Consider the following 11,865-nt stretch of genomic DNA (forward strand, 5'->3'; position numbering starts at 1 on the left):
ACATCCTGTGCGTCCCGACAAGAAAGCCGTCACCGACCTGTTTACCGAGCGCGCGCAGTACCTGATCCCCTTGTTCCAGCGCGGTTACGTGTGGACGCTGAACGAGCAGGTGCAGCCGCTCTGGGAAGACCTCGTTGACCGCCTGGAGGCAATCGTCCAGCATCAGACCGATGCAGCCATGGTCGGGGCTGGCCGGCTCAGGCCGCTACGCCGGCACTTTCTCGGCACCGTGGTGATCGGCAGCCTCAAGGGCGGCAGCAGTGATGCCGTGGGCAACCGCGATGTGATCGACGGCCAGCAGCGCATCACCACCCTGCAGATCCTGCTGCTGGTGTTTCGCGACCTGGTGGCGCCGCTGGATGACGAGGCGCTGAGCTACGACCTCAAGCCGCTGACGCAGAATATCGGTAAGTACCGTCAGAGCAGCGATTCGCTCAAGGTGCTGCCGACCAATGTCGGCCGCGATGTGATGCAAGCGCTGGCCGAGCTGGGCGGCGCGGAGAAGGTTTGCGAGCGCTTCCCGGCCAAGGTTGGTCGGCAGTATCAGGAACGCCCGGCGATGGTGCGTGCCTACCTGTTCTTCCACTCCATGCTGGCCTGCCACCTGCGTGGCCTGCGCTACGATGACCCGTTGCCGGGCGCCGCGGCGGATGAAGAGCGCACCGTGGCCCATGCGGTGATTCGCTCCATCGACGCGGACAACCAGCTGAAACTGCCGGGCGCCGACCTGCCGCTGCAGGTGGAGCGCGCCCATGCGCTGCTGGTCACCCTGCGCGAGGGCTTCCAGATCATGTCGCTGGAGCTGGAGGACGAGGACGACCCGCAGATCATCTTCGAAACCCTCAATGCCCGGGGCGCACCGCTGCTGCCGAGCGACCTGATCCGCAACTTCATCTTCCTCCACGCTACACGTAACGGCGAAGACGTGGATGAGCTGTATCGCCAGGGCTGGCAGCACTTCGACGAGACGGTGGACACCAGCACCGGCAAGGGCGCCAAGTTCTGGAAGCAGCAGGAGCGGCAGGGCCGCCTGAAAAACTCGCGACTGGACCTGCTGTTTTACCACTACGTGGGCATGCGCAAGTGCGAGGATCTGAAGGTGGCCCACGTATTCAACGAGTTCAAGGACTGGTGGCAGGATGAGCCGCGCGACACTCAGCGCGAGCTGGCGCGCATCACGCACCTGGCGGGGTATTTCCAGACCTTTACGGTGCCGGCGCAGGCGAGTCGCCTCGATCTGTTCTGCCGGCGTCTGAAGCTGCTGGATGTATCCACGGTGACGCCGCTTGTGCTGTATCTACTGGAGCACCATAAGCCGGACTCCGCGGAGTTCCTGCAGGCCATTGGTGATCTGGAGTCTTACTTGGTGCGCCGCTTTATCTGTGGCTACACCACCAAGAGCTACAACCGCACCTTCCTCAACCGCTTGCTGGCGGAGATGGTGCGCGAGCAGAAGACCGATGCCGCGACCCTGCGCGACAAGCTGCTGTCCCTGCAGGGCGACAGCCAGTGCTCGCCGGATGACGAGGCCTTCGCCCGTAACTGGTGCCATCGCGCTCTTTACCAGGGCCGCAACACCAGCAAGGTCCGTGCGGTTCTCGAGGCGCTGGAGCTGTCCATGCGCGGTAGCAAGCAGGAGACCCTAGTGCTACCTGATGGCCTGACTGTGGAGCATGTATTGCCGCAGAAGTGGCAAACGAACTGGCCGCTCGCCGAGGACACACCAGAGAACCAGGAAAGGCGCCGCCGCCTACTGCACAGTATTGGCAACCTCACACTGGTGACCCAGGCCTTCAACTCCGCCCTGAGCAACGAACCCTTTGCCGTGAAGCGGCAGGAGATCGTGACCACCAGTCTGCTGATGCTCAATATGCACTTCCAGGCGTTTGGTGAGAACGATGGCTGGGAAGAAGAGCAAATCGTGTCGCGCGCCGACAAGCTGTTTTCCTATGCCCTGAGCCTCTGGCCTAGGCCGTAATCCCCTCAACGTTGAGTTTTTGCAATTACGTCTTGGATGACTTGAAATGTTGGATCTTCTAAAGCTTCTCTGACCGGATTTTTCGTTGCTGTTCTCAGCAGAAACCAATGGCGTCAGTGCCTGGCTATGGATTGCTACGGCAGCAATCTTCGCTATTTCTGTGATATTCGTCGGGCTTTACGTAGTGTCTTGGAGGAGCGATAAGCTGCTGGTCACAAAAAATTGGATGGCGATCGGCACCAATTCTTTAGCATTTCGTCGCCCATGCTGACGGCATTTTGCCTTTATGCCAGTAAGGTTGAAAGAGTGGATTTTGAACAGGTTCACTCAGCGATAGAATGTCCACGCTAAGATAGTTGAAGGGGAACAGAGAGCCCTGTGGACTGCCTACTCTCGATTCGAGCGTCAGATCAGCAATCCTTGGCCGCTCCCTAATCGCTTCCAGATCAATAGCGCGGTGAGTCGATAGTAATACCGGGTGGCGTCGGAATGGTCTTTCAGGTGCTGAGTGAGAAACCAGCGCACATGCTTGAGCTGCCAGGTCCAGGGATTATCGCGTTGCCATCGCTGTTGAATGACCGCTTGCATGACTCGTGCTTGGCGTAGGTGACGTTGCTGCGTGGCCTTCGAACCCGTCAGTACGCCGCTCAGGAACAGCGTCATATCGAAGGGTTTGCTCATATTCTCCCGCCAATGTAGTCCGACACCACATCGATCCGGTTATGCCCGAGCTCTAGGCTGATTTGTTGGCGCGCCTGTTGATCAAGGTCACGGTCAATGCGATAGCAGTGGCCGCCATTGACCGGTGCGGCGTGGCCCGTGAGCTGCTCGTATCGTTCGCAGGCGTAGGCTGCGCGCAGTTCATGAAAACCCTTCAGCGCATGTGCATGCAGCGTTTCGCGGGCGGGGAGCACGGTTTGGTGCAGGAACATGGCGTAGCTTTCGTCTCGGGCAAGCAAGTTGCGGCTGCCGGTCGGCGATGCCTGACGAACCATCTGCAGGGCCGCTTTCACCGCTTCATTGGCCACGACCCATCGCGGCGCTGATGAGCCTGAACGGCCGCCTTTGGTGCCTTCCTGGATGTTGATGCGGCCTAAGCGTTCGGCTTCGCGGTGCAAGCGTGGCAGGTCAGCCAGGATCGCTTCGCGCAGGCGCATGCCGGTTGCTCGAGCTAAAAGGACTATGGCGGCAACCCGATCGTGTTGCTGTTCGCCAAGCACCTCAGCCAGTCGCAGCACCTGTTGGTGATCTTGGCCATCCGGCGCGCGAGTGCGTACGCTCGAGCGCTGCTGTCCCAACGCCTGACTCGGGCTGGCGATCCTCACATCCTGATCACCGCGCAGCGCAGCAAGGGTGCGGTTGACGCTGCTCAGGCGGTTCTGCGCGGTGGCGATGCAGAGCGCACCTTGCTGGATCTGATGGCGCAGATACTCGGTGTAGTCTTGTAGCGTCTGTCTATTGATCTGGCGCGCATCGTTGTAGCCGGGGCCGTTCTCTGAGCGGCACCAGCGCACGAAGGCTTGCCAGCGATCGTTGTGTGCTTTGACCGTTGCGAAGTGGCCGCCGGCAAACAAATCTTCCAATGCCTGCCGACCGGCATAGGCCAGTTCGCGGCCGTAGCCAAAGTTGCGACCGTCACGCCGACCGACCAGCGTCATTGTCTTCACCTTGACCGTTGGTTTGTAGGTGCAGCAGCAGGGCTTTCCAGTGGGGACCGATGCTGTCCAACTGTCCCCAGTGTGCTGGGCGGATGAGAAGGGCGTTTTCGCCGTGTTGCAGCGAAGCTCCTTCTTCTTGCAACTGCTCGATAAGCCGAGCGAGGTCGATGGGCTCTGATGTTGGAATGGCGACAGCGGCGACACTGGCGACAACCCCCGCCGCATCTGGATTGGCACGTGGCGACAAAGTGGTGGCAGTGGCGGCGACACTCCGTATCTCGGTCGGCGAGCAATGTTGCGCCCGATAGCGGCGCACGGCGTCATTGAGGCGGAACATGGCGCACCTCGAATATGTCCCCGTCATTGTCCAGCCAGTTATGGGCAACCAGCTGCAGCAATAACTCGAAAGTGTATCGCGTGCTTTTACGGGCAAAGCGGGGGCCGTTGCGCGTAAGGTCGCGGAGGCGAAACGGTGGCCAGTTCTTCTTTATCAACCAGCGCAGCAGGCAATCGGCCTCTGCGCGAAGCTTATTCAGTGGTTCCTGTTCAGTCAGGCGTTGGTTCTCGGCCAGGTAGTAATCCATCAGCGTGGAGGCGCGCTGAATGTGCACGTCTTCCAACACAGTCGATTCCTCAATCACCGCCATCACACCAGCCATGCGTAGTACGTTCGCGGCGGCTTTGCCCGCGGCAGCTTGCACGTTGACCAGTTCGCCGAATTCCCCGGACTCGCATTCAATGGTGTCGTGAATGGCAATCCAGGCCTCACGGGCGCGGGGGCTCAACTCCAGCGCCGCAGGGTTGAGGCCACCATCTTTATGGCGTGACCAAGGCTTCTGCATCAGCGCGGCAATGCGTTGCTGGTACAGGTGCACCTTTGGATCTCGGGTCAGGTCGATGGCTTTGTACAGCCGTTGTCCAACCATACGCTCTGGCCAACTGATCAGACAGCGTCCCAGGATGCCCTGGTCTTTGATATCAGCGTCCTGCAGCAAGCGGCCTGCAAGGCGGGGTTGAAGCATCAAGTGCATGCTGAGGCGGCGATCATAGGCACGCAGACTTTCTCCAGTCATCGCACGCGACCGATCAATCGGGCTACCGTCCCACAGCGTCGACAAGTGAGTGATCGCCTTGATCATGTTGTCCTTGCTCATGGTGCTGCCGCCCAAAAACTGCCCGCCCTCATCGCTGAACAACCCCATGCTGGGCAAGCCGTGGCACAGGCTTTTGACCAGGCCCTCAATGGTCGGCTCAGCAGTGAGCAGTCTTGGTTGGACAGGCTCAGGTTGGGCGTCCAGCGCTAGCTGTGCTGACTTTTTCGAGGTCGGTGACTTCGCGGTAAGGCTCATTGCAGCTCGGTGCGCCTTGAGCTGTTCGCCATAGGCGATCCATTGCTGTCTTTCCCAGTCCCGTACGGCCTGCAGCGCAATATGGTCCACCGCGCTTTTGCGATCTCCCGAGCAAGCCACTGTCAGCAAGTACAGCGACAACGGATAGATTCGGCCGTCGAGGTGAACGTTGGCGTGCGCTTGGCTCGCCAAAGCTGCCGTGGCTAGAACAGATTGCGCGGCCATGGCGCAGGGCACGCCGATCACATCGGCCATGCGTTCCACGGCAGGCCCCAATAGATCGCCCAGCGCCGCGACCGGGTAGGGTAGGGGCGTAATCTGCTGTTCCAACAAGGGGCGTGGTGGCCCTTGTACTTCGCGCAGTTGCATAGCCGTCCTCCTTAAACTACCGATCTCTCCCTCACGTCATCCCGCCAAGAATGCTGAGTGTTATCAGGGATCAAGGCCCCTGCGACCTGTGAGGGTGTCCACTGACGCGGGACTGGCGGCTCCTTACGACCAGGAGCAAGGGCATCTCATGATCTGGCCTCCTGAGCACCGTTACCGGTGGGCGGGTGGAGGCTGCATTGGCTGACGAGACCAGTGCCGCGAGATCCTGAGCCAGGTGCAAGCAGCACTGCGATGACCGGGGCATGCCTGAATGTCAGTCTGGAGCAGTCCATTCCCTGGTCTGCGGCACCATCATCTACAGCGCTGTTGCTGGTGATATCGGCGTTTGTCACGCCGATTGTCACGAGGGGAAATGCCGCAAAGCCCTGTGCGATGAGGGCTGCAGCAGTGGTAGGAGCGCCCGTCTCTTTTCTGGAAAAAGAGACGGGCGAACGGTTGGCGCAAAACGTCGGCCGAGCAGGTTCGTTGCTGCAGGGCTAAAGGGTTAGCGGACAGCCGCACTAGGCGGATTGTTTAGAGGGCGTCCATCATTCTGGCGAATGACCGTGCGAGCCTCCGGGCGCGAATCGCACTTTGGGATGAACCACCGGGTTAGCGGCATGACCTTGAAGGCTCTGGTCATCTGGGGTGCTGCCTAAGGCAGCGCTTTGAACCTTCGTTCTATCGGTCACCGCGGTTGGGGTCAATTGGTGAAGGGCACATGGAAATGCGCCAGATTCCACCTCTGGCGTGCTTTGGAAGTCGGTGGCTGTCAGTGGCAAAGTGGCCGTTTGTCGCTTTTTTAGTGTTAGCCCGTGAGCATGGGGATGCGAAGCCTCCCCATGCTCACGGGCTTAGCCGGAGAGGCCAAAGTCGAGGCGAGTTGGCGACTGTCGCCATCCGCTCAGACGGCAAGGATGTAGATGGCACGCGGTCTGTCGCCAGTGTCGCCGTTGTCGCCGCCCTATCGGATGGGTACTACGTTTCGATCCCTAGCCACATTCATCGCGCTGGCCGAGAGATTGCCCGTCGACGCCTTCAGAATGTACTCGCTCCACCAAGCCATCATCGGCCGCCGTCGCTCGATGTAGTCGGCTCGGTTGTAGGCACTGCGCACCTCATCCTTGTCGACGTGTGCCAACGCCACTTCGATGAGCTCCGGGTCCCACCCATGTTCATTCAAGATGGTGCTGGCCATCGAGCGCATGCCGTGGCTGACCAGGCGGTCCTGGAAGCCCATGCGTTTCAATGCCATGTTGGCGGTCTGGCTATTGGCATGAGTACGAGGGTTTCGGTCTGCAGGGAAGACGTATTCCCGATGACCACTGTGGGACTTCAGTATCTCCAGCAATGACATGGCTTGATCGCTCAACGGGATGCTGTGCGGGCGGCTCTTCTTCATCCGCTCCGGTGGGATGGTCCAGACTCGCCTTTCAAAGTCGATGTCTACCCAGCGAGTAGTTGCCGCCTCGGCGGGGCGGGTCATCGTGTGCAACTGCCACTCGATCAGGCAGCGTGTCGTGCGCTTGATACTGGCGTTCGCTATTTCCAGCATGAGCTCAGGAAGCTCCTCGGGCGGTAGCGCCGCCATATTTTCTTTCTTCGGTTTCTTGAACACCGCCCGAATCCCGCTGAGCGGGTTCGCGAAGATCATTCCTGAATTGACCCCGTAGGTCATGATCTCGTTGAGGCGCTGGCTAAGCCGCTTCACCGTTTCCAAGCTGCCTTTGGATTCGATAGGGCGAAGGATCTTGATCACCATCGGTGCACTGACTTCCGAGATTGGAGTCGATTTCATGCTCGGAAAAACGTGCAGCGTGAGTGAGCGCCAGATGTCCTCAGCATAGGCCGGCGTGACCGAGTCCTTTTTCAACTCGAACCAGGCGCTAGCTACTTTCTCGAACGTATGTTCTGTCTCGGCTAGTTTGGCCTGCGCGAGATCATTGCGCTGAGCTTTGGGGTCGATCCCCTGGGCAAGTACTTCCCTAGCTTCAACCGCTTTTCGCCGAGCTTGCGCCAGAGAGACCTCGGGATAGGAGCCGAGCGCCATGTTGATTCGATTCTTGGTGACCGGATGCCTGTAGTTGAAATTCCACTGCATCGAGCGGTTTACCCGGACTCGGAGCTGGAGGCCGTCGCCATCCGTGAGGACATAGTCCTTGTCTTTGGGCTTGACCGCCTTGAGTTGGCGGTCGGAGAGACGAGCTGTTTGAGCGCACATGGGAGAGGCTCCATGACACCTTTTGGTATTCCCAAGATTAGCCCCAGGTAGGCTGGAATACCACCGGGAATACCGGGACGGCTGGAACTCAAAAAACCGTTGTGGCCCTCAAAAGAGCAGTAAACCCTTGATTTCACTGACTTCCAGGCACAAAAAAAGACGTCCGTGGACGTCTTTTTTTGATCATTTGGTGGAGCCGGGGGGATTTGAACCCCCGTCCGCCAGTACTCCGCTGTCGGTACTACATGCTTAGCCGTGTCTACTGATTTAATCCGCAGCCGCCCGACGGGCAGGGTGCTTTGGATGAGTTGTGTAAGTTTTAGTCACTTCGCCCACAACGTGCTACGCGACGATCCTGTTCTGTATGACAATCATTTCGGGTTTACAGGCATCCCCTAGTGATTGCTGGAGCCGAAGCTACCAGAAGCAAAGGTCACTTACGCTGCGAGAGCGTAGGATTCCTCGCCGTAGGTTTCGTCATTGGCAACTATAGAAGTTGCAACAGTGGATTTACGAGTTCTGTTACCAACTCGGCATGCACCTAGAGTTTCGCTACCGGCGTCGAATCCTAATCGGCCCCGCACTAGCTCTTGGCTAACGCACCTTACGGCGCGTAGGACGGAGTATACGCCATTGCGCGGGCGACGTCGACAGCCGGTCCAGTCGCCCGCTTTTGGGCTCACGCGCCGCCGCTGCTACTGCCGCTGCCTTTCTCGGTTTTTTCCAGGCGCTCCAGCACTTTGCTGGTAATGGCAATGCATTCCTTGGTGTCGCCCGAGGCCTGGGCGGCCTTGGCTTTGTCGACGTGCTCGGTGATGGCTTTGTCCAGGCCTTCGGAAGTGGCGCCGGCGGTGGCCATGCTGTCGTCGATCTTTTGCAGGTTGGCGGCGCAGAGGTCATCGGCGGCGAACACCGGCGAAGCCAGCAGGGTGGCGGCCGCGAACAGGGCCGAAAGTGCGGTACCTTTCATGGGTGTCTCCTCTGGGGCCTCTGGAAGGTGGGCCTGTAAGGTGGACTGCGGGGGATTGGCGGGGGTTCAATCGGGATGGTGGCGGGGCGATATTGAAGTGGGGATGGCACCGGCGTTGCCGGTGTTCGCGGGTTTACCGCGCATACGGCGGGCTGTGTACATCCACCGATGTGTGTCCACCATCAATCTGTGTGTAGGAGCGGGTTTACCCGCTAATGCGGTGGTGGCGGCAATGGTGAACGACGGGTAGAAGTTGGCCAGCAGGGCCGGCCTCTTCGCGGGTAAACCCGCTCCTACGGGGGGGGTGTGTACAACCAACGATGTGTGGGCACCACCAATCGGTGTAGGGGCGGGTTTACCCGCGAATGCGGTGGTGGCTGCGACGGTGAACGGCGGGTGGGGATTGGCCAGCAGGGCCGGCCTCTTCGCGGGTAAACCCGCTCCTACACAGCGCTCCCCACCTATATCAACGCGTTAGAGGCTGCGTGGCCGGGTGACGCGGTCTACCAGGTACACCAGGCCGTGGTAGTCGATGCCGCTGTGGCTCGACAGGCCTATCTCGCAGGTGCGGCTGGTGGAAATACCTTCGCTGCAATACTGCACGGCGTCCTTCAGGCTGCGCAGCGAGTGGGCGTTCAACTCGGGGGTGGTAAAGCCTTTGTCACCGGCAAACCCGCAGCAGTGAATGCCTTCCGGGATCACCACCTGTTTACTGCAGCGCCGCGCCAGGTCGATCAAGGCCTGGCTTTCGCCCAGGTGCTGGGTGCTGCAGGTTACGTGCACGGCTACCGGTTCGTCCTGGGGGGTGAACTCCAGTCGGTCAAGCAGGTGGGTGCGGATGAAGCGCACCGGGTCGTACAGGTCCAGCCGGGTGTCGCTCAGGTCCTGCACCAGGCGCAGGGTGCAGGGGCTGGTGTCGCAGTAGATCGGGTCGAGGCCGCCGCGGCTGGCGTGCAGCAGGGCGGTGATCAGTTCCTGGCGTTTGTGTTCGGCCTGCTCGGGGTAGCCCTTGGAGGCGAACGGTTGGCCGCAGCACAGGCTGTCGGCGTTGTCCGGGAACACCACCTGGTAACCGGCCTTTTCCAGCAGGGCGCGGGTTTTGTCCAGCAGCGAGCTTTGCTCGCGGTCGGCATAGGCCGGGCCCATGACCCGGGAGACGCAGGCGGCCAGGTACACGACGCGGGGGCGGGCGTCGTTGCTGGTGGCGCCGAAGGCCAGCGGGCGCAGCGGTTGCGGCATGGCCGGGGTCCATTGGGGCAGGCGGCCTTTGCTGGCTTTGCTCAGCGAAGCACTCAGGCGGCCCAGGCGCGGGGCGCCTAGCAGCTTGCGTGCGGTATTGGCGGCGGTCAGGGTCAGGCGCGCACCGCTTAGGGCAGTGTGGAAATGCTCGGCCAGCCAGTCGGCGGTTTTAGCGTGGTCGGCGGCCTGGCTGCGCAGTTTCTTCACCAACTCGCCGGTGTTGATGCCGACTGGGCAGCGCTGGGCGCACAGGCCGGTAGCGGCGCAGGTGTCGATGCCCTGGTACTGGTAGCTTTGCATCAGTTCACGGGTATCGATGCCGGCGCGCTGCTTGGCCTGGATGTCACGCCACATGACGATGCGCTGGCGTGGGCTGAGGGTCAGGCCCTTGGACGGGCACACCGGTTCGCAGAAGCCGCACTCGATGCACTTGTCGACGATTTCGTCGGCGGCAGGCAGGGGCTTGAGGTTTTTCAGGTGGATATCCGGGTCGTCGCTCAACACCACGTCAGGGTTGAGGATGCCGTTGGGGTCGAGCAGGCGCTTGAGCTTCCACATCAGCTGGTAGGCATCGTGGCCCCACTCCAGCTCCACGAAAGGCGCCATGTTGCGCCCGGTGCCGTGCTCGGCCTTGAGCGAGCCGCCAAACTCCACCGCCACCAGTTGCGCCACGTCGTCCATGAACGCCTGGTAACGGGCGACTTCTTCGGCGCTGTTGAACCCCTGGGTAAAGACGAAGTGCAGGTTGCCTTCCAGCGCGTGGCCGAAAATGATCGCTTCGTCATAGTGATGCTTGTCGAACAGCTGGATCAGGCGGTTGACGCCTTCGGCCAGTTGCTCGACGGGGAAGGTTACGTCTTCGATGATGACCGTGGTGCCGGTCTGGCGCACGGCGCCGACGGCGGGGAAGGTGTCCTTGCGGATTTTCCACAGCTGGTTGTACACGGCCGGGTCTTCGCTGAAGTCCACCTGCTGTTCCAGCGGGAAGTCGGCGATCGAGGCCATGATCTGCTGCAGTTGCTCGTGCAGCAGGCTCTGGCTGGCGGCGCGGGATTCGATCAGCAGGGCGCAGGCATTGTCCGACAGGCCTTTTACCCACAGCGGCATGCCGGGCATGTTCTGCACCGAGCGCAGGCTGCGGCGGTCGAGCAGTTCCACGGCAGAGACCGGCTGTTGCTTGAGCACGGGTACCGCGCGGCAGCAGCTTTCAACGCTGGGGAACACCAGCAGGGCGCTGGCCTTGTGCGGGTGGTCGGGCACGGTGTCGTACGTGACGGCGCTGATGAAGCCCAGGGTGCCTTCGGAGCCGACCAGCAGGTGCTGCAGAATGTCCAGCGGCTGGTCGTAGTCCACCAGTGCGTTCAGTGACAGGCCGGTGGTGTTCTTCAGCCGGTATTTGTGCCGGATGCGCTCGGCCAGCGCGGTGTTGGCGCGGGTTTCGCGGCCCAGGCGGGCCAGTGCTTCCAGCAGCTCGGCGTGGCTGCTTTCGAAGGCGGCGACGCTGGCCGGGTCTTCGCTGTCCAGGCGGGTGCCGTCGGCCAGCACCAGGCGCAGGCCCGCCAGGGTGTGGTAGGTGTTCTGCGCGGTGCCGCAGCACATGCCGCTGGCGTTGTTGGCGACGATGCCGCCGATCTTGCAGGCGTTGATCGAGGCCGGGTCGGGGCCGATCTTGCGCCCGAAGGGGGCCAGCCAGGCGTTGGCCTGGGCGCCGATCACGCCGGGTTGCAGGCGAATCTGCTCGCCCTGGCGACGGATTTCGCGGCCGTTCCAGTTATCGCCGAGCACGATCAGCACCGAGTCGCTGATGGCCTGGCCAGACAGGCTGGTGCCGGCAGCGCGGAAGGTGACCGGCACCCGCTCGCGCTGGGCCAGTTTGATCAGGCCGACCACTTCGTCCTCGGACTCGACGCGCACCACCAGCTTGGGGATCAAGCGGTAGAAGCTGGCGTCGGTGCCGAAGGCCAGGGTGGAGGTGGGGTCGTCGAAGCGGCGTTCGGCGGGGATCAGGCGCTCGGCATCACGCAGGAACGCGGCGGGCAGGCTCATGCAGTCTCCTCGCGGGGCTGTGGCGTCTGTGCGCT

The 11,865-nt window shown here is 61.3% G+C and carries 8 protein-coding genes and 1 other RNA gene; 1 reads left to right on the forward strand and 8 read right to left on the reverse strand.

Annotated features, from left to right (window positions below; genetic code table 11):
* The first annotated feature begins 7 nt into the window (after positions 1-7).
* Entirely contained in the window at positions 8-1,978 is a 1,971-nt protein-coding gene (locus AC3WLP_RS14260) for a DUF262 domain-containing protein (protein ID WP_012053761.1), read from the forward strand.
* Between the two features lie 405 nt (positions 1,979-2,383).
* Here the strand turns inward: AC3WLP_RS14260 and AC3WLP_RS14265 are convergent, their stop codons facing one another.
* From AC3WLP_RS14265 to AC3WLP_RS14300, 8 genes are all read right to left on the reverse strand, one after another.
* Positions 2,384-2,659, reverse strand: a complete 276-nt coding sequence (locus AC3WLP_RS14265; protein WP_012053760.1) for a hypothetical protein — start codon at positions 2,657-2,659, stop codon at positions 2,384-2,386.
* Positions 2,656-3,636, reverse strand: coding sequence for an integrase domain-containing protein (locus AC3WLP_RS14270; protein ID WP_012053759.1), 981 nt, complete (start codon positions 3,634-3,636; stop codon positions 2,656-2,658). Before AC3WLP_RS14270 ends, AC3WLP_RS14265 begins: the two co-directional genes overlap by 4 nt.
* Complete coding sequence (locus tag AC3WLP_RS14275) at positions 3,614-3,973, reverse strand: hypothetical protein (RefSeq protein WP_012053758.1); 360 nt, start codon at positions 3,971-3,973, stop codon at positions 3,614-3,616. The genes AC3WLP_RS14270 and AC3WLP_RS14275 overlap by 23 nt, the downstream gene beginning before the upstream one ends.
* Entirely contained in the window at positions 3,957-5,354 is a 1,398-nt protein-coding gene (locus AC3WLP_RS14280) for a YfjI family protein (protein WP_012053757.1), read from the reverse strand. Before AC3WLP_RS14280 ends, AC3WLP_RS14275 begins: the two co-directional genes overlap by 17 nt.
* Before the next feature lie 964 nt (positions 5,355-6,318).
* Complete coding sequence (locus tag AC3WLP_RS14285) at positions 6,319-7,575, reverse strand: integrase domain-containing protein (protein WP_012053756.1); 1,257 nt, start codon at positions 7,573-7,575, stop codon at positions 6,319-6,321.
* A gap of 188 nt (positions 7,576-7,763) precedes the next feature.
* Positions 7,764-8,155: a transfer-messenger RNA gene (gene ssrA / locus AC3WLP_RS14290) on the reverse strand.
* A gap of 99 nt (positions 8,156-8,254) precedes the next feature.
* Positions 8,255-8,545: a PA2433 domain-containing protein gene (locus AC3WLP_RS14295; protein ID WP_004576166.1), complete on the reverse strand. Its 291-nt coding sequence runs from the start codon at positions 8,543-8,545 to the stop codon at positions 8,255-8,257.
* A gap of 474 nt (positions 8,546-9,019) precedes the next feature.
* Positions 9,020-11,830, reverse strand: a complete 2,811-nt coding sequence (locus tag AC3WLP_RS14300; RefSeq protein ID WP_003249904.1) for an FAD-binding and (Fe-S)-binding domain-containing protein — start codon at positions 11,828-11,830, stop codon at positions 9,020-9,022.
* Positions 11,831-11,865 lie beyond the last annotated feature (35 nt).

This window comes from Pseudomonas sp. FW305-E2 (assembly GCF_058782925.1).

Excerpts from the sequence above, each read along its gene's own strand:
- AC3WLP_RS14265 (WP_012053760.1), bottom strand. The coding sequence starts at position 2,659 with ATGAGCAAACCCTTCGATATGACGCTGTTCCTGAGCGGCGTACTGACG.
- AC3WLP_RS14270 (WP_012053759.1), bottom strand. The coding sequence starts at position 3,636 with ATGACGCTGGTCGGTCGGCGTGACGGTCGCAACTTTGGCTACGGCCGC.
- AC3WLP_RS14275 (WP_012053758.1), bottom strand. The coding sequence starts at position 3,973 with ATGTTCCGCCTCAATGACGCCGTGCGCCGCTATCGGGCGCAACATTGC.
- AC3WLP_RS14280 (WP_012053757.1), bottom strand. The coding sequence starts at position 5,354 with ATGCAACTGCGCGAAGTACAAGGGCCACCACGCCCCTTGTTGGAACAG.
- AC3WLP_RS14285 (WP_012053756.1), bottom strand. The coding sequence starts at position 7,575 with ATGTGCGCTCAAACAGCTCGTCTCTCCGACCGCCAACTCAAGGCGGTC.
- AC3WLP_RS14295 (WP_004576166.1), bottom strand. The coding sequence starts at position 8,545 with ATGAAAGGTACCGCACTTTCGGCCCTGTTCGCGGCCGCCACCCTGCTG.
- AC3WLP_RS14300 (WP_003249904.1), bottom strand. The coding sequence starts at position 11,830 with ATGAGCCTGCCCGCCGCGTTCCTGCGTGATGCCGAGCGCCTGATCCCC.